Consider the following 19,714-nt stretch of genomic DNA (forward strand, 5'->3'; position numbering starts at 1 on the left):
GGTGGCTGGCGCTGGTGATCATACCGTTATACGACAGTCATTTGACCGGCATAAAGCACGAAGTAGCGCAGCAGCAGGATCCCTACCAGAGTCAGGCTGCAGACCAGCACCAGATAGCCGTTTTTGGCCCGCAGCGGCGCGGGGGCCAGCAGGGTCAGCAACTGGGGCAGCAGCATGCCGATGCCCACCACCCCGAGCCAGAACACCTGAGCCCAGAAGCCGCTGCCGATGGCGGCCCACATGGCAGCCTCCTTCTGGCCACCACCGAAGTAGAGGCCGGTAAAGAAGCAGACCAGCAGCAACACCTCCACCGCCAGCACCGGCCGCTCGAAGCGGTGAACAAAGCTCACCCCCTGGCTGTGATGGTTCTCCTTGAACAGGGTGACCGCCAGCAAGATGGTGGAGGCGATGCCAGAGCTGACGCCGGAGATGAGGAACAGCACCGGCAGTACCGGGTTGTTCAACAGCGGATAGGTCTTGAGCGCCGACAGCAGAAAGCCGGTGTAGGCCCCCAACAGCACGGCAAGCAGCAGCAAGAGCGGCGCCAGCAGCTGCTCGAAGCGGGCGAGCCAAGCGATGAGATCATCCACAAAGGCGAACTTCTCTTGCAGCAGGTGCCTGCGCAAGGTCTCGATCTCGGCCCGAAACACCACCGCCAGCCAGGCGAACAGCACCGCCATGTAGATCTGAAACAACATGACCCCCATCGACATCACGGAGTCGAACTGGTAGTGGAACATCAACTTCCAGAAGGTCCAGGGGCGGGCCAGATGGAAGATGAGGATCAGTAACCCCAGCACTACGCTCACCGGCGCCAGAATGGCGGTCGCCTTGATGATGCCGCTCTCGCTGCCGGCCCCCTTGCGGCGCAGCAGCACCGAGAGGGTGGTGGCCCCGGCGGAGATGCCGAGCAGAAAGAGATAGATGGCTATGGGCCAGTCCCACACCAGCGAGGAGAAGTGAAATGCGTCATGCCACATGGTCATTCCCTCCATCGGTTATTGCCGTGGTAGATGGCGATGGGGCAAATCCCCACACCAGGGAGGGGAAGTGAAATGCCTCTTGCATGGTCATGACTTTATCTCCCCTTTGGGCACGCGGTACATCTTGGGCGAAGTGCCGAGTACCTGCTTGTAGCGATAGGTGGTCTCCTTCACCAGCCGTTTGGCGATGGGGCTGTCCGGGTCATCCAGATTGCCGAACACCAGTGCCTTGGTGGGGCAGGATTCCACGCAGGCCGGCTCCTTGCCCGCCGCCAGGTTGGTCTTGCGGCAAAAGTCGCACTTGTCGGCAACCTTGGTCACAGGGTTGATAAAGCGCACCTGATAGGGGCAGGCAGCCAGACAGTACATGCAGCCAACGCAGAGATCCGGGTTGACGTCGACGATGCCATCCTCCTTGCGGATATGGGAGGCACCGGTGGGGCAGACGTGCACGCAGGGGGCGTTGTCGCAGTGCTGGCAGGACTTGCGAAAGAAGTGGTACTCGGCATCGGGAAATTCACCGATGGGGCCGGAGCGGATGATCTCGAGGCGCGAGACCCCCTCTGGCACCTGATTCACCTCCCGGCAGGCATCCATGCAGGCGGTACAGCCGATGCAGGCCGTCTCGTCGTGGATCATGCCAAAGCGGACCCCGTCGATGGTCTGGCTGTGGGCGAGGGTGGTGGCACGAGCAGCCCCCGTCATCATGATGAGGGCCCCCGCGCTCATCCCCGCCATGAAGTGACGGCGAGAGCAGCTCATGGTGCCTCCTTGCCCGAGGTGGTGTTCGCCTTGGCCGCCTTGGCCGCCTTGACGGCCTCATGCTGCTTGCTGTGGCAGTCGACGCAGAGCTTGATGCGGGACTTCTCCGGAATTGCCACCATGGGCTCCTTGGCCGGGTGCAGCTGGTGGCAGCTGGTGCAGGTGAGCTTGGTGGCGTGCACGTCGTGGGCCCAGAGCGCCTCGCGCAGCACTTTGGGCTCGTGACAGCTCATGCAGACCCCGTTCTGCTCGGCGATGGGGTAGCTCTCGGTGCTCTGTTTGTTGTTGAAGCTGTCGCTAAAGCGCATCACGTCCTTGACCCCTTCCCTGTGTTTGGGGGAGGGCTGACCATGGCAGTTGGTGCAGGTGACCGGCGCCAGGTTGTTGGGGTTGGTCGCCTGGCCATGCTTGCCGTGCATGCCGTACTCCTGCTCCTTGTGGCAGTCGGTACAGGCCTTGTCGGCACTGCGCAGAAATTCCACTTCATGTGTAGTCGGTGCCGGGGCGGTTGCCGCATCGGCGGCCTGGCCCTGCAGGCTGGTCAGCAGCATGGCTGCCATCAGCATCAGTCGTAAGAAATCCATCGTTAAATCACCCATAGGAAGCCTCCTTCCGGCGGCAGGCCCGACACTGCGGGCCCGCCTGCCTCGTCATTGTGCGAGCCGTCCGGCCGCTTTGGCCTCGGCATCCCAGGCGGGGACTGTGGTCTTGAGGAACTGGGCCTTGTCGCTGTTCATCTGCTGCATGTCCATGCCAAGAGCGGCCTGGGCCTTCTCTTTGCTGGAGATGTCAGGAATGGCGATCTCCTGGCTGAGCCCCTTGGCGGCCAGCAGGCGTGCCAGCTTTGTGCGGGCATCGGCGGCCTTGTCCAGGGCGGTCCCCAGCATGCGTAGCGCCACTTCCGGGGCGTGCATCTGCACCCCGTGGGAGGCGATGGAGAAATCCCAGCGCCATTGGGCGTGACGGATGTCCTGCAGAATGTCCTTCATCTCGGCCTCGGTGGCGCCGGCATCCCAGGCGGCCTTGGCTTCAAAGTGGGCGTGCACCAGCTGCTTCTCGACTCTGAGCTTGAGATCGTGAATGGCATCCTTGCGCTGCTTGACCACCCCTTGCAGCATCTCCTTGCTCTGGGTGTGGCAGTTTCGGCAGGTCTGGTCGAAGCGATCGAAGGGGTTGCCCACCTTGTGATCCGTGTAGACCTTGCCCTGTTCGTTCTGCACCTTGGGCATGTGGCAGTCGACGCAGGCGACGTTGTTCTGGCCGTGAATGCCGGCGCGCCAGGTCTCGTACTCGGGGTGCTGGGCTTTGAGCATGGGGGTCTTGGAGAGGGCATGGGTCCAGTCGGCGAAGCCTATCTCGTCGTAGTACTGCTCCATCTGCTCCACTGTGGTGCCCTTGTCCCAGGGGAATTTCACCGCCTTGGTGGGGCCGGTGAAGTAGTACTCCACGTGGCACTGGCCACACACCTGGGACTGCTGATCGAAGCGCCCCTGCGCCTTGAACGGCTTGCCAATGGCGGTCATGGCGCGATCGGCATAGGGACGGGAGAGGTGCAGGGCGGGTTTGCCCTCCTTGAACTCTTTCGAGGCGGTGTCGTGGCAGTCGGCGCAGCCGATGGTGTTGACGATTTCCGGCCCGCCTTTTGCCCACATCCCCTTGAAGTAGCCATCCTCACCCTTCTCGTCGATGACGCGGGCCACGTCCGGGCCCTTGCAGCTCCAGCAGGCCATGGGCAGCGGACCGTCTTCGGCGCTCTTGGGGGCGCCGGTGCGCAGGGTCTCCCGCACGTCGGTCAGCGCATAGAAGTGGCCGCGCGGCTTGTTGTAATCCTTGGCGAAGGCGTAGCCGGCCCAGAGCACCACCATGTTGGGGTCCTCGGCCAGGGCATCGGTGCGCTCGCGGCTCTCGCCGGTCGCCTTCCAGCTGCTGAACTGATCGGCGTGAGCCTTGGCGAACAGCTCGCTGCGCGCCTCTACTTTGCCCTTGATTTGTGCCTCGTCGGCCGCCTGTGCCCAGCCGCTGGTGCCAAGGCAGGTGGTAAGCAGCAAGGCGGCGAGGCCCAGCCTGGTCTGTCTGTTGTGTGAACTCACGATCATCACTCCCAAATCGATCTCATTGCCAAGCCTGACCGTTCCATCCTGGAGCTGGGCATCAGCCCCCGCACAAGGCAGGAGCAGGCAGGCCGATTAATTGTTATTAGTGAATAAAACCCATGTATTTATGCGATTGCTCGAGCTGGATATTACCAAATGGGTAAAACGAATGATGATTTATCGGGGGCGGGATTGCGCTAGATCAATTGGCGGAGCAGGCAACAAGCGGAAATGAGATCCCGGTTAAATTATGAGGAAACTCAACTTATTGCACCATTGTTAACGCTGCTGTCTGGCGACAGTGGGCTCAGTTGCCCGCCAGCCCGCGTCAGGCAAGGGGACGTCTTCAACGCGGCCGGTTTTCTATCCATTTGGGGATAATAAAATCAATATGAATAAATATGCTGTATGAGCGGCGCGGAAGAGGGCGTCAAGGTTCCCGTTGGCAGTCCGATTCAATCAGGGGGTGTGGGGGAAGATGCGTCAGCCTTTGCCATACTGGATCCGGCAGGAGAGAGGCAGATCCTGCCTAGTGGTCTTCAATTGGGATCTTGTTTCGATATTGAAACGTTTTACGTGCAAAAAAGCGGATGGATCCGCTACGTGAGCGCATTTTCTATCGAAATTATGGGGAGATCCGCAAGTGACATGCTTATAAAATAAGCGCTCAAAATTTGACTCGAATTGGCATCCGGGGCCCGCTCACTATTTGCTGGAGGTTGTATGGCAGAGCTGCGTATCGAAAAACCCACCGTCATGACCCAATTGGAGGGAACCGTCTTCGTCATTCATGACGATGGCACCGTGGTGCGCGCCAGGGCCGGCGTCTTGTTGCAACCGGGCGACCGGATCCTCAGTGGTGAAGGCAGCTACCAGCTGACCGACGCCATCGAGCTCTCCCATCAGGAGGAAGCTGCGGTTGGTGAGGCTGCGCCGCCCGCCGATACCACAGCAGCGGCTGACGGCGAGCTGGCCGCCCTGCAGGCGGCGATCCGCGCAGGCACCGACCCCACCGCCCAGTTCGAGGCGAGCGCCGCCGGCAACCCGGCGGCGGGCGGCACCATAGGCGGCGTGGCCGGCTCCAGTTCGGGGGGCTTCGTGGTGGTCGATCGCACCAATGACGCCACCCTGGCCGAGGCCGGTTTCGATACGGATCACGCTGACTTGCCCCGGGCCGACGAGCCGTTGCTGGAGGGGGAGCGGGATCTCTTTGCCGCCATCACCATCACCGAGCCGCAGACCGACGACAACATCATCAATGCCGACGAGGCGACCGGCGTCATCATCCGCGGCACCGTGGAGGATGTGGAGGTTGGCCAGCCGGTCACCGTTACCCTGCTGGATCAGGATGGCAACCGGCTCACCGTCACTACTGTGGTATTGCCCGGCCTGGTCTGGGAGGCCAATTTTGGCAACCTTACCGGCAAGCTGGTGGATGGCCCCCTCATCATTCAGGCCGATACCCAGGATGCCGCCGGCAACCGCGCCAGCGATCTGGGCCAGACCCTGCTCGACACCATCACCACCATCACCCTGGATCTCGCCGATGAGAGCGACACCGGCGCCAGCCAAACCGATGACCTGACCCGCGACAATACCCCGCTGCTGCAGGGCAAGGGGGAGCCCGGCGCCACCGTCACCCTGTCCCTTGGCGGCAAGGTGCTCACCACTCTCACCGTCGATGGCAACGGCAACTGGCAATATCAGCTGCCCGATACACTGGCAGACGGGGCGCATGATTTTCGGGTCGATTCGGTGGATATCGCCGGCAACCGGGCCAGCGATACCCTCACCATCGAGGTCGATACCCAGGCCGCCATCGATATCGATGATCTCGACGCCGCCACCCTCTTTGGCAACAACAATGCCACCCTGAGCGGCACCACCGCCAACGTGGAAACAGGCCAGAGCGTGACCATCACCCTGGTTGGCAGCAACGGGCAGGCGCTGCTCACAACCTCCGCACTGGTGGGGGCCGATGGCCGCTGGCAGGTATCAGATCTTGATCTCTCTGGCATCACGCAACCTTTTGAGGTGCGCGCCAGTGTCACCGATCTGGCGGGCAACTCGGCCTTGGACGGGGCGCCGCTGATCGGCCAGAGCGAGACGCTCACGCTCTCCGAAGCCGGACTGGCCGATGGCCCGATCGGCGCGACCGGCAGCCTCAATACCGGTGCCGGCATCGATGGCGATCTGCAGGTCACCTTTGCCGCCGATCAGAGTGCATTGGAGGGGCTGGGGCTCGCCAGTCAGGGTGTGGCACTGGATTATGTCTGGGGTGGCCAGACCCTGACCGCCAGCGCCGCTGGCGTCACCGTCTTTAGCCTGACCCTTGGCAATGACGGCAGCTATCGCATCGTCTGGCACCAGAGTCTGGATCACACTCAGGATGATGCTCTGCGTCTGCCGTTCAACCTCGAATACCGAGACGGTGACGGTGATCTGGTCAAAGCGCCGCTGGTGATCACTCTGCTGGACAGCAACCCGCCGAGCTTCGAGATCCCGGCCATTACCCTCACCGAGGATGATTTCACCAATGGCGCCGCCGTAGTCGGGGAGAGCCGTTTCGTGGTTGGCCACACCGCCGATCCCCTGCTGGCTGACTCGCTGGTGTTCAGCAACCAGAGTGACACCCTGGCCAGTCTCAACAGTGCAGGCCTTGCCAGCGATGGTCATCCGCTTGCCTTCGAATTTGCCGATGATCGTACCCTGCTGGGTTACTACCCGGGCAGCAATGGTCAACGGGTTGAAGTATTGCGTGCCCAACTGCTGGCCGACCAGCAGGGGAGCGATGTGGGCGGCCGGGTGGTGGTCACCCTCACAGGTCCGCTCGATCATCAGAGCAGCGACAGCCTCTCGCTGGGGTTGCAGGTGAGCTCCAGCGAGATTGATGGTGACACCACCAGTGCCAACCTGACCCTGACCATCGACGACGGCCGCGATCCTGCCCTCGGTCTGGACAAGGGGATCTCGCTGCAAGAGGGGGGCCAGCAGAGCATCGATGGTCAGCTGCCGGTCACGGTGGGCAGCGATCGCCTGGTCTCCCTCAGCTTTGAGGCGAGCCAGCCGGCTCTGGCGGGCCTCACCAGCGGTGGCAAGCCGACCAGCTATCAGGTGAACGGCAACCTCATCACCCTGCTGGACGCAGACGGCCAGCGCATTCTGACCGTTACCCTGGATCTCGATGGCAAGTACCATCTTGAACTCGACGGCGTGCTGGATCAGCCGGTGGCCACCGACAGCGTCAATCTGGGGCTGCAGGTGGTGGGCCGCGACTTTGACGGCGATCGGAGCAACCTCGGCACCCTCAACATCACCATCACCGACGGCGCCTTGCCGCAAGTTGACCCTGTTTCCCTGACCCTCACCGAGGACAGCGACTGGCAGCAAGGTCAGACCCTTGGCGGCGAGCTTGCCATCACGGCGGGCAGCGACCCGCTGGTGAGCATCGCGTTTGATGCCAATCAGCCGGGCCTGCAGGGGTTCAGCTCGGGCCAGCAGAGCGTGACGGTGACGGTGGCCGATCACCTCATTGAGGGGCGTACTCCCGATGGCCAGCTGGTCTTTACCCTGACTCTGGGGAACGACGGCAAGTACAGCTTTACCCTCCATCAGCCGCTGGATCAGGGCAGTGCGGATGCACTGCTGACGGCGGTGCTGACCCTGACCGACAGCGACGGTGACAAGGTGGCCACAACCATCAGGGTGGCGGTAGGCGATGGTGCTAATCCGACCATCTCCGCCGCCACCGGCACCGCCATCACCGAGATGGCGCAAGGGGAGGCGGCAGCGGTCAGCACCATGAGTTTCGTGGTGACCCACGGCAGTGATGCACTCGATCCTGCCTCCCTCGGTTTTGACATTGCCACCATCCAGCGCACCCTGACCGGGCTCACCAGCCAGGGTAGTCCGGTAAGCTTCTCCCTCGCGGCCGATGGCCAGCTGGTGGGCATCACGGCGGATGGACGCGAGATCCTGCGCGCCGAGTTGAGCCTGGTCGAGCAAAGCGGCAACTGGAGCGTGAGCGCCAGGGTCACCCTCGCGGGTGAGCTGGATCATCTGGGGAGCGATGCCCTCTCGCTGCCGCTGGCGGTGACACTGGCCGACCAGGATGGCGACGAGATCGGCACCACGCTGCCGCTCACCATTCACGATGGCCGCGCCCCCACCTTTGTGGCAGGCAGCGGCGTCACCCTGAATGAAGGGGAGCTCACCGGCAACAACAACCTGAGCCAGACCGGCCATTTCGATGTGCAGGCAGGGTCGGATCGGGTAGTCGAAGTGGCCTTTGCCGATGCCGGCCAGCAGCCGGCGCTCACCGCGCTCGGTCAGCCGGTGCAATATCAGCTGGTGGATGGGGATCCGAAGATCCCGGGCAGCCAGCTGCTCAAGGGCTTCGTGATGGTGGATGGCCAGCGGGTCGAGGTGTTTGAGGTGCGGCTGGTCGGCACGCTGGATCAGGCGGACAAGAACGGCTTTGACTATCAGGTGACCCTCTATCAGGGGCTCCATCAGGGCGCCAACGCCGTGACCGAGCTGCCCATCAAGGTGATCGTCAACGACTACGACAAGGCGGGCGGCAACAATGACAGCACCAGTGGCACCCTCACCATCCGGATTGGCGAGGGGGAGAAACCGACGCTGACGCTGACCGGCGTGACTCTCGGTGAAGGGCGCTTCGATAGCGCCGCCAATAACCAGAGTGCGGACGATCAGCAGGCCACCGGCAAGATCACCATCACCGCCGACTCCGACCCCGTGGTCGATGTGCGTCTGACCTTGGTGGGCCAGGTAGTGGATGCCAATGGCAACCCCATCACCCATAATGGCGAAGCCTTGACCTGGCAGCCGGTGGGCAGCGATGGCCACAGCTTCCAGGCTGTCACGGCCGGCGGACTGGTGGTGATGACGGTGACCCTGGTGCAGGTGCCGGCGACTATCGGCGCTCACACCACTGCGACCCTCGACTATCAGGTGACGGTGCATACCAACCTGGATCACGGCGCCGATGACCAGCTTGAGCTGACACTGCCGGTGCAGGTCACCGACAGCGACGGCAGCCAGAGCCAGGGGTCTGCCACCATCAGAGTGACGGACGGCGTGGATCCCCTCATCTCGGCCATCGACGCGGTCGCGGTGAAGGAGTCTGCCCTCGATGGTTCCGCCAGCCAGCATCCGGGCACCACGCCGGCGGATCAGGGCGAGGTGGCCAGCGGCAAGGTGACCATCAGCGCTGGCTCGGATCGGGTCGCCTCCCTCGAGCTTGACGTGGCGGCCTTCAATCAGGCAAACCACCTCACCTCGGGTGGCAAGGAGGTAACCCTGGCGGCCCACAGCCCGGGCTGGTATCTGGCCACGGCAGAGGGTGGCAAACCGGTCTTCTGGGTTCACCTCGACGTCACCGGCAGCTACAGCGTCTATCTGGTGGGTCAGTTCGATCACGGCGTGCAGGGTAAAGATGATCTTGCCATCGAGGTGCCGCTCTTTGTCACCGATCACGATGGCGATCGCAGCCCCAATGTCAGCGTGACCGTGACGGTAGAGGATGACATGCCCATCGGTACCGTGCTGGCGCATACCCTGAACGAGGGGAGTTCCCCCGTCAGCGGCGACCTGCTGCCGGCCGCCAACGAAGGCGCCGATGGTGCCCGGGTCGAGTCGATCACCATCAACGGCCAGACCTATGCCGTCAATGACACCCTCACTCAGGAGGTGATGAGCCCGGATGGCAAGCAGGTGATGGGCTCTCTCACCATTTCGGCCGATGGCAGCTACCGTTTCACCCCGGCGGCCGGGTTTGATCACGACAATGCACAGCTGAGCCAGGTCATCACCGCCCATCTGGTGGATGGCGACGGTGACAGGGCCGACAGCACCCTGACCCTTCATCTGCAGGATGAGCCGGTGAGCTTCACCGTCACTGCGGCCCTGGGCAACGAAGATCAGGGAGCGCAGGATCCGAGCGCCGGTATCCCCATCCAGATGCAGCTCGACATCGGCGATTTCGACCGGGGCGAGCATGTGGAGCAGCTCCTTGTTCAGGCGCCCGCCAATGCCCACGGCAGCTTCTATTACAACGGAGTGGCGCTCACCACCACGGCCGATGGCAAGTGGTTTATCGTGCCGCCCGAGGCCATGGTCACCAGCGATAACGTGCACTACAGCGCCCAGGGAGTGACCTTTGTGCCAGCGGCCGACTGGTCCAGCTGGAGCAACCAGGGCCAGCCGCTCCACTTCCAGGTGCAGTTGCAGGTGGGGGTGACCGAGGGGGATGCCCCTGCGCCAGTCACCGGCGATCTCGCCATCACGGTACGCGGCGTGGCCGACAAGCCGCTGTGGGATACCGGCCATACCAGCCAGCACTACGACACCCATGAAGACAGCAGCGGCATCAGGCTCAATGTGCAGGCGGGGCTCACCGATACGGATGGCTCAGAGACCCTGAGCTACCAGATCCGGTGGGAGGCAGGTCAGGGCTCCCTGATGCTCAACGGGGCCGAGCTCAAGCCAAACGCCAGCGGCCTCTACAGCGTCTCGGCCGGCAACATCAACAAGGTGAGCGTGGTCCCTGCCAAGGATTTCAGCGGCGACATCAAGCTCTCCATCACCCCGGTCAGTACCGAGAAGGCGCCGGTCGCCAGCGGCCAGAACAAGGCGTTTGGGGATGCCATCGAGCTGGTGATCAATGTCAATCCGCTGGCGGATGATGCCAAGCTGACCGTGCGCGACATTCAGGGCAAGGAGGACACCCTGATCGATCTGGGCAGCAAGATTGGCCTGGCCCACCTGGGGGACACCACAGATGGCTCCGAGCAGCTGTTCGTGCGCATCGGCGGCCTGCCTGCCGGGGCGACCCTGTGGCTCGGCGGGGTGGCGGTCACCCTGGATGCCAACGGTTACTACGAGGTGCCCTTCGATCGCATCAATGACCTCAAGCTGCTGCCGCCAAAAAACAGCAACGTCGACTTCGATCTCACCATCAAGGGGGTAGTGAAGGACACGGCCACCCTGACCGATGCCAATGGCCAGCCCCACATCGTGGTGAACGAGAAAGAGACCGGCTCCCAGACCATTCATGTGGATCTGGTGGGGGTGGTGGACGAGCCCCATTTCGACCTCAATACCTCCGGCTGGAGCCAGGATGGCAACGGCTACACCATCACCATCCAGGAGGATGGTCGGGCACCGCTGGACTTCAAGCTCACCTCCGGGGAGTGGACCGACACCCCGCTGGATCACTCGGAAACCTTGAACCTGGTGCTGGAAGGGCTGCCGGCAGGGGCCAAGGTGTTCGACGGCAATGGCAAGGCGCTGACCCTCACCTTCGCCGGGTTAGACGGCAAGGGCAACCCCCTCTATCAGGTGGATGTGTCGAGCCTTGGCAACCTGCAGATCCAGCCGCCGGCCAACAGCACCGCCGATCTGCACCTCATTGGTCATGTTGTGGTGACCGAGAACGACGGCGACAGCAAGAGCTTCGAGGTGCCGCTCACCATCAAGGTGGAGCCGGCCATCGACGCCACCGACTACGCCAAGACCAGCCATGGCCTAGAGGATCAGTTCATCGTCCTCGACTGGCAGCCTGACCTGACCGACGGCGCCGAGCAGGTGACGCACCTCGGCCTCTCCGGTATCGAGCCCGGGTATGAAGTCTGGATCCGTGCGGGCGGGGTCGAGACCCAGCTGACCGTGAGCGGCGGCGCCGTGGAGTTGAGCGATGCCGAGCTGCAGAGCCTGCTCGGCGGCGGCCAGCTGCTGGTGAAAGGGCCCGAAGACAGCGACAAGGACACCACACTCCATAGCCATGTCACGGTGACACAGGTGGATGTGGACTCCAGCGCCACCGCCCAGAAGGTGATCGAGGGCACTCTGCATCTGGATATCCAGGCGGTGGTGGAGCCCGATGGCAACCTGGTGCAGACCGGTCAGCTGGAGAGTCCGGACGGGCACGACATCCCGCTGGACGGCGTCTTCGTGTTCGAGGATCTGGACCCCAGCAGCGTCGAGACCATCGATTATCTGGTGATCAGCGACCTGCCGCCGGGCTTCGTGGTGGTGGGCGGGATCAACGACGGTCAGGGCAACTGGACCATCCCCCACGACGCCCTCGACAGCTATGCCCTGCGCTCGCCGGATGGCTTCACCGGCACCGTCACCTTCAAGGTCAGCGCCAGGGTGATCGACCTTGGTGACAACAACGAGGGGGATGTGAGCGCACCGGCCTATCGGGAGCTCACCGCCAGCGCCGACTTTAATGGCGCGACCCACTCGGGCCAGGTGGCCGCCGACGTCGATTTCGACAACAGTGCCCCCATCACAGGGGTGGAGGATCAGAGCGTCAATTTCGGCAGTCAGCTCAAGCAGATGGTGACCCTGGGCACGGCAGACCGCGGTGACGACGAGCTCAGCATCGTCATCACCGGACTGCCCGCCGGCGTCAATGTGCAGGGGCTCACCTTCGACTTCGTCAACGGCGAGTACCTGATCAAGTTGCCGGGTGGCCTCGATGATCTCGACCGGCTCACCCTGACCTTGCCTGAGGATTACGCCGGCGACGGCCTGGGCTTCAAGGTGCGTCTGGTCAACACCGACACTGTCAGCGGTGACACCAGGATGGTAGAGAAAGAGATCACCCTCTCCATCACCCCGGAGGTGGACATCAATGGCGGGGCGGATGGCCTGCCCGAGCTGCAACTGAACGTGAAGGATATGAACGGCGACGGCCAGCCGGACAACCTGGAAGACACCGAGACCCACCTCGATCTGTCGGTGAAACTGGCCGATATCAGCCCCTCGGTCGCCAACGGCGGTCTGGAAACGGTGGAACGGGTGGTCGTGACCGTGGATCCCCAATATGGTCACTTCCTCGACAAGCACGGCCAGCCGGTCTCCACCCTCACGGTGAACGACCCGGCGGATCTCAAGGATCTGGTGTTCGTGCCCAAAGAGCACTTCAGCGGTCAGGTGCCGCTCGACGTGACGGTGGATATTCTCGACACCGCCACCACGGGTACGGATCGCGGCAGCTGGAGCGGGCAGGTCGGCTTTGAGGTGCGACCGGTCAACGATCCGGCCGTACTCACGCTGCACGATGTGGCGGGCGACGAGGATGGCGCCATCAGCCTGGCGGGCCTCGGGGCTGCCCTCATCGACACCGATGGCTCCGAGCAGATAGTGGCGCTGCAGATAAAAGGAGTGCCGGACGGTTTCACCCTCTCGGCCCCGGCGGTCAACAATGGGGGCGGTGTCTGGCAGGTACCGGTAGGCACCGATTTTGCCAAGCTGATCCTGATCCCGCCGGCTGATTTCAGCGGCACCGTGGATCTCACCCTGAGCGCCTTTACCCTCGACCAGGGGTTGACCTTGCCGCTCGAAACCAGCGGTAGCTTCACCGTGACCGTCAATCCGGTGGGGGATGCGCTCATCAGCGATCTGGTGCCCACCGCCAGCGGGGTGGAGGGCGACAGGATCCTGCTCAATCTGGGGCTGGAGACCCGCGATACCCAGGCCACCGGCGGCAGTGCGAGCAATGTGCATGAAAATGGCGCCGAGCAGGTGCGGGTGACCATTCGCAACGTGCCGGAGGGGGCCGCCATCGCCCTGCCTGACGGGGTGGCCGGTGAGGCCATCAGACTGCCGAACGGCGACTGGCAGGTGACCACGGTGGGCGGCAACCTGGCGAGCCTGCTGCTGGTGACCAACGACGTCAATGGCACCCTGAGCCTCGAGGTGATCGCCCAGAGCCTGGACAACGGCGCGCTGGGACCAGAGGTGAATGGCAGCATCGATGTCACCATAGCGGCGGTCAACGACGCGCCCGAGAACATTTTGCCCACGACGCCGCTGGTGGCCGAAGAGGATGTGCCCTATCGCATTGACGGTCTGCAGGTCAAAGACGTGGATGCGGGCAACAGCACCATAGAGGTACGCCTGTCGGTGGAGCACGGCACCCTCACCCTGGCGGATGGCAGCGGCGTGACCCTGACCGGCAACGGTACGGGAACCCTGGTGCTGAGCGGGCCGCTCGATGCCATCAATGCATTGTTGGCGGGCGGCGTGACCTATCTGGGTGAGCAGGACTTCAACGGCCAGGATCGGCTCACCATGGTGACCGATGATCGCGGCAACACCGGCAGCGGCGGCCCCTTGAGCGACACCGACGTAGTGCCCATCGAGGTGCTGGCGGTCAACGATGCGCCGGTCAATCAGCTGCCGGGCAGCATGACGGTGAAAGAGGATAGCTCTCTGTCGCTATCCGGCATCAGCGTGAAGGATGTGGATGCCGGCAGTGCGCCCATGGCCATGGTACTGCGGGTCGAGCACGGGGTGCTGACCCTGCTGGGAGCGGCGGGCGCGGTCTCGGTACAGGGGGCGGGCAGCAACGAGATGACCCTGGTGGGGTCGCTTGCCGATCTCAACCAGCTGCTGGCCGGCAACCTGCACTATGAACCGGCCAGGGATTTCTGGGGTGAGGACAACCTCACCATCACCACCTCGGATCAGGGCAACAGCGGTGCGGGCGGGCCCTTGAGCGACACCGATCAAGTGATCATCACGGTGACGGCCGAACCGGATCTGCCGAGCCTGACGGTGGGGCCCCACGAGCTCCATGCCCTGCAGGGGGCCATGGTGCCGCTCAATCTGACCGCCAGCGTGGTCAATCCGGCACCGGGCGAGCTGTCGCTGCGCATCAGTGGTCTGGCGGGGGCCCAGGTGCTGGATGAACTGGGGCAGCAGGTCGGTCATGCCGATAGCAACGGTGACTGGCTCATTCCGGGTGGCCACTCGCTGCCGCTTTATCTGGACGGCCTGACGGCGGGAGACCATGTGCTGGGACTGAGCGCAGAGTCGAGTCTGGGGGGCACTACCATCAGCTCCTCCCTCGATACCGTGACCATCCATACCCAGGCCGGTCATACGCTGACGGGGTCGGATCAGGGGGATTGGCTGTTTGGCAGCACGGGTGATGATCGCCTGCTGGGCGGTAAGGGCGATGACATCCTGACCGGCGGCGCCGGCAGCGATCTCTTCGTCTGGCAGCAGGGGGATGCGGGGAGCGCAGGCCAGCCCGCCATCGACACCATCACCGATTTCAGCCCGCAGGCGGGTGACAGGATCGATCTGGCGGACCTGCTCAAGGGGGTGACCGACAGTAGCGTGGACGGCCTGCTGGGCCATCTGCAGGCGTCGGTGACCAGCGCGAGCAACGGCCTGAGCGATGTGAACCTCTCTGTGTCGCCGGCGGGGGATGGCCAGGTGACCCAGCAGATCACCCTGAAGGGGGTGGACTTGAGCAGCTGGCAGCTTGGCGGCACCTCGTCCCACGACATCCTGCAGAGCATGCTGGATCAGCACAGCCTGATCGTCCAGCACCCTTGATGGGGCGGATGTGAATAAAAAGAGCCGGCGCTTGCCGGCTCTTTTTCCATTTGATGTTTGCTTGTCGGCTTTTTTGCCGAGCGGGCCGTCTGGCCGGGCGTGGCAAGGGGATCAAGCCAGAGCCCGGGCCAACAGGTGGATGGGGTGTTCGCAGCGGAACGCCGTGCTCATCTCGATCTGCCATTTGCAGGTTTCGCAGTCGGTGATGACCAGATCGGGCTTGAGCCGGTTTATCTGATCAAACAGCCCCTCGCCGATGGCCTGACTGGTCTGGTAGTTCTCCGACTTGAAGCCGTAGGTGCCGGCGATGCCGCAGCACTGGGAGTCCAGCACCGTCACCTTGACCCCTGGGATGGCGCGCAGCAATTCGAGGGTATAGATGACGCCCCCCATCTTCTCCATGTGGCAGGGGGTGTGGTAGGCGATGTGCAGATTGAGCGGTTTCATCGCCGGCTTGTTGCCCTGGTAGAACTCGTTCCACAGGAAGCGGGTCACCAGCGAGATGCGATCGCGCACCTTGTGGTTGTCCTGCTCCAGCAGGTGGGGATATTCGTCGCGCAGGGTGAAGCCGCAGGTGGAGGAGGTGGCCAGCAGCGGCATCTCGTTGCCGAGCAGGGTGTTCTCCAGCTGCTGGATGTTGAAGGCTGCCTGCTGCTTGGCCTTGTCCATGAAGCCGTTGGCAATCAACGGCACGCCGCAGCACTTCTCCCGCTCCAGCAGCTGGACGCCGATGTTCATGGCGTTGAGCACCTGCACCAGCTCCTTGCCAAGCTGCGGGTGGTTGTAGTTGACGTAGCAGCCGTGGAAGTAGGCGATTTGACGCGCAAAGCGGGCCTGACTCGCTTTCTGCTTCTTGTACCAGCCGCGGAAAGTGCCCTGGGAGTACTTGGGCAGGTCGCGATGGGAGGAGACCCCCAGCGCCTTGTCCAGCACCAGCTTCATCGGCTTGAGGCCGGTGGTGAAGTTGACCACCGGGGCCATCAGGGTGGACATGCTGCCCATCAGATCGGTGTGGGAGAGCACGAACTCGCGGATCCCCGGTTTGAAGCCGCTGTACTGGTGCTTGGCCTTGGCGATGATGTCGCCGATGCGCACTCCGCTCGGGCAGGCCACCTCGCAGCGCTTGCAGTTGGTGCAGTACTTGAGGGCGCTGTCAAAGAGATCCGGGCTCTTGATGCGCAGCCGCTCACCATCCGGGCCCGCCTGCTTGGGGCCTGGGTAGGCCGGATTGGCCTTGGCCACCGGGCAGTAGGCGGTACAGACGGTGCATTTGATGCACTGATCGAAGGTTTGGTTGGCATGATCCAGTAGCATGTCAGTTCTCCTCCCGTTGGGTGTGAAGGCACGGGATATGGGTCGAAATCATCATTGGGCTGAACTCAAAATGTGACCGGCAGCCTGCCAGCCGGTGGCAACCGCGACACCTGAGCCTGACCCTTCTTTTATGGGGTCATAGTGCGCCAGCACGCTGCCGGCCCCATAGAGGTTGACCAGCGGTTTACCGCCGCGCAGTACCCGTAGCTTGTCGTCGGTCTTGACCCCGAAGCCCATGAAGGGGTGGTGGTCGAACAGGCGGCGGCCGGCCCAGGCGTCGCGCTCGGGCAGGCTCAGCACGTCGGCGTTGAAGATGGGCTCGCGAATGCCGCGCAGGCGCGACTCCAGCCCGCGGCTGAAGAAGCTGCCGGAGGCGAGTACAAAGTTATCCGCTTCAAAGAGTTGATCGTCGCCATTCTGGCTGTGCACGCCGATGACCCGATCGCCGTCGTAGCGGGCGCCCAGCACCCGCTCGCTGGTGAGGAAGGTGCCGCCAAGGGCCATGAAGCGGCGCTTGAGGGCTTCCTGCATCCGCATGCCGATGAGTGACGGCGGCATGGTGGCCACCTCCTTGATGATGCAGCCGGTGCGCTGCTCCAGCTCCGTCAGGCGCGGGCCGACCAGCCCCAGTGACAGGCAGGCGGGCAGCACCAGGTGGCGGCATCGCGGCTCGCCGCTCTCCTGCACCATGCGGCTGATCTCGCGGGCCAGATCTGTCAGCAGGTCATGCTGGCCATTGCCCTGCTTGTCAAACAGGCGGGCGATGTCGGCAGAGCGAAACTCGTGGGGATTGCGGCTGAACTCGGCCAGCTGTGGCAGGCGAATTTCCCCGGTCAGGATACGGCAGTGGGCGAAGCGCGCGTGGGTCGCGAGATTCGCTGCCGCGAGCTCGGGGTGAAAGTCGCGAAATCCCTCCAGGGTGGCCAGCAGGATGGCGTCGGGGGCCGGCGCATCGGTCACGCAGGCGCAGGTGTCGGGGGAGAGCCAGGTAGATTTCAGGGTGCCGATGGGGGTCAGCCGCTGGTGGTTGCGCTCCTGGCGAAACAGCGGCAAGCCCTGGGCGGCGCAGTGGCGTTGCAGATCATCGAGGCTCGCCGCGATATGGGCCAGTCCCACCTTGCTGTAGGGGTGTTCGGGGTTGGCGGCCATAAAGGCGGACAGGGCGGCGCGGGGATCTCCCTCGCTCTCCAGCAGATCCACCGAGCCGGAGGAGAAGTGCAGGGCGCTCTGGCCGGAGGCCATCAGCAGGGTTTTCTGGCCGGCCTCGGCCAGGCGCAGGGCCGCGGAGAGGCCCGCCATGCCGCCGCCGATAACGATGCTGTCAAATTTCATGGCTGCGCTCCTTGGTGGGATTGGCGGTGCTGGCGTCTTGCGGGAAGGGGGGCTCGGCCACCAGGTGGGGGGCCGTCCACTCACCAAGGCCGAACAGCCCCTCGTAGATCCAGTAGGTAAATTCGGCTTCGCGTAGGGCATCGCCCCACAGCACCGGCCGGGTGCCCTTGTAGCGCTCCTCTAGGAACTGGCGCAGCATGACGCAGGCCTGGCGGCCGTCGGCCTTGCCGTATTCCTGCATCAGGCCGGCGGCGCGATAGGCACACAGCTCCCCCTGACAGGGGCCCATGCCCAGACGAGTGCGGCGGCGCAGATCCACCAGGTTGTCCACATCCAGCTCGCGCAGGGCGTATTCGATTTCACCTGCGGTCACCATCTCGCACTCGCAGATGAGGGCGTTGGCCTTGGGATTGTCGCGGAAAAAGGCGATGACCCGCTCGCCGTGACGGTACTGGGCCGAGCCTTCGGCCGGGACCGAAAGACCGGGGGCGGAGACCTTCTCCGGATCCCGCGAGCCGGGCAGGCTCAGCTCGGCGGTGCGACAGGGTTTGCTGTTGCCAAGCTTCTTGGCCAGCAGATCGGTGGCCCATTCGGCCATCAGCCGGTAGGTCATCAGCTTGCCGCCGGTGATGGTGTTGAATCCCTGCAGGCCGTCACGCTCGGCGTGATCCAGCAAGACGATGCCGCGGCTGATGTTGCGGCCCGACTCGTCGCCATCCACCGCCACCAGCGGGCGAACCCCGGCATAGGCGCGCAGCAGACGGGTGCGGGCCATGATGGGGGCCAGTTTTATCCCTTCGCGCAGCAGCACCTCCACCTCTTCGGGCTCGACGGTGAGCTGGTCAATCTTGTGGTAATCGATGCGACTCGACGTGGTGCCGATGAGGGAGATGGTATCGCCCGGCACCAGGATGTCCGCGTCCGCCGGTTTGCGGGCGCGGTTGAGCACCAGCTGGTTGATGCGGTAATCCATGATGAGCAGGGAACCCTTGGCCGGGAACATGCGGATGCCGAGATCGGCGTATTCGCAGATCTGCTGGCCCCAGATGCCGGCGGCGTTGATCACCTCCTGGCACTCCACCTCGAACGCCTCGCCGGTGCGGGTGTTGATGGCCTTGACGCCGTGCACTCTGTCCTGGGTGCGCAGCAGCCCCAGCACCTTGCTGTGGGTGAAGATGCGGGCGCCGTGCTCCTTGGCATCCAGCACGTTGGCGGCGGCCAGGCGGAAGGGGTCCACCGTGCCGTCCGGCACCTGGATGGCACCGATCAGCGCGGGGTTGACGTTGGGTTCGAGGCGCAGCGCATCGGCGGGATCCAGCTGGCGGGCGTCGATGCCCGCCAGGGCGCAGGCGTCCATGAAGGTATTTTGAAAATGGATGTCATCTTCCGGCAGGGTGATGAAGAGGCCGCCGGTGTCCTCGACGCAGTGGCTGGCGATCCGCTTGAGGATGCGGTTCTCCTGAATGCACTCGCGGGCGGACTCCTGATCCGTCACCGCGTAGCGGGCGCCGGAGTGAAGCAGGCCATGGTTGCGGCCCGTGGTGCCGGCGGCGATATCGTCCCGCTCAAGCAGGATGCAGTCGATGCCGCGCAGTGCGCAATCGCGCATGATGCCGGCTCCGGTGGCGCCACCCCCTATGATGACGACTTGTGTGGTTATTCTTTTCATTCTTGCCCGTCTCATCTCTTCCAGATGGTGTCAGTGTGGCCTGTCTCTGGGCAAAAATGTTTGATATGGGCCAAGTTAATGTTCGCAAACGCTCATTGGTAGGGGTGTTAATGAGCAAATCGTGATTGTTGTCACACTCTCATAACAGCAGAGGGGGCCACCGGGGCCCCCTCTGTCGACAT

The 19,714-nt window shown here is 63.6% G+C and carries 8 protein-coding genes; 1 reads left to right on the top strand and 7 read right to left on the bottom strand.

Translation table 11 applies throughout. From position 1 onward, the window contains the following. Positions 1-26: 26 nt before the first annotated feature. The 4 genes from nrfD to nrfA form a co-directional block, all read right to left on the bottom strand. Positions 27-980, bottom strand: a complete 954-nt coding sequence (gene nrfD, locus ACB031_RS00870; protein ID WP_371138829.1) for a cytochrome c nitrite reductase subunit NrfD — start codon at positions 978-980, stop codon at positions 27-29. A gap of 90 nt (positions 981-1,070) precedes the next feature. After that, on the bottom strand, positions 1,071-1,745 hold the full coding sequence (nrfC, locus tag ACB031_RS00875) for a cytochrome c nitrite reductase Fe-S protein (RefSeq protein WP_371138830.1): 675 nt from the start codon (positions 1,743-1,745) through the stop codon (positions 1,071-1,073). Beyond that, positions 1,742-2,344, bottom strand: a complete 603-nt coding sequence (gene nrfB / locus ACB031_RS00880; protein ID WP_371138831.1) for a cytochrome c nitrite reductase pentaheme subunit — start codon at positions 2,342-2,344, stop codon at positions 1,742-1,744. Before nrfB ends, nrfC begins: the two co-directional genes overlap by 4 nt. Positions 2,345-2,395: 51 nt before the next feature. Next, positions 2,396-3,841: an ammonia-forming nitrite reductase cytochrome c552 subunit gene (gene nrfA, locus ACB031_RS00885; RefSeq protein WP_371138832.1), complete on the bottom strand. Its 1,446-nt coding sequence runs from the start codon at positions 3,839-3,841 to the stop codon at positions 2,396-2,398. Positions 3,842-4,561: 720 nt separating this feature from the next. On the opposite strand from nrfA, the gene ACB031_RS00890 reads away from it, so the two are divergent. Next, positions 4,562-15,217: a retention module-containing protein gene (locus ACB031_RS00890; protein ID WP_371138833.1), complete on the top strand. Its 10,656-nt coding sequence runs from the start codon at positions 4,562-4,564 to the stop codon at positions 15,215-15,217. A gap of 111 nt (positions 15,218-15,328) precedes the next feature. Here ACB031_RS00890 and glpC read toward each other — a convergent pair whose 3' ends face one another. The 3 genes from glpC to glpA are packed head-to-tail and all read right to left on the bottom strand — an operon-like array spanning position 15,329 to position 19,532. Next, on the bottom strand, positions 15,329-16,531 hold the full coding sequence (gene glpC / locus ACB031_RS00895; RefSeq protein WP_371138834.1) for an anaerobic glycerol-3-phosphate dehydrogenase subunit GlpC: 1,203 nt from the start codon (positions 16,529-16,531) through the stop codon (positions 15,329-15,331). A gap of 51 nt (positions 16,532-16,582) precedes the next feature. Beyond that, entirely contained in the window at positions 16,583-17,863 is a 1,281-nt protein-coding gene (glpB, locus tag ACB031_RS00900; RefSeq protein WP_201891606.1) for a glycerol-3-phosphate dehydrogenase subunit GlpB, read from the bottom strand. Next, positions 17,853-19,532, bottom strand: coding sequence for an anaerobic glycerol-3-phosphate dehydrogenase subunit A (glpA, locus tag ACB031_RS00905; RefSeq protein WP_371138835.1), 1,680 nt, complete (start codon positions 19,530-19,532; stop codon positions 17,853-17,855). The genes glpB and glpA overlap by 11 nt, the downstream gene beginning before the upstream one ends. Positions 19,533-19,714 lie beyond the last annotated feature (182 nt).

This window comes from Aeromonas sp. S8(2024), from assembly GCF_041403085.1.
Lineage (GTDB): Bacteria > Pseudomonadota > Gammaproteobacteria > Enterobacterales > Aeromonadaceae > Aeromonas > Aeromonas dhakensis.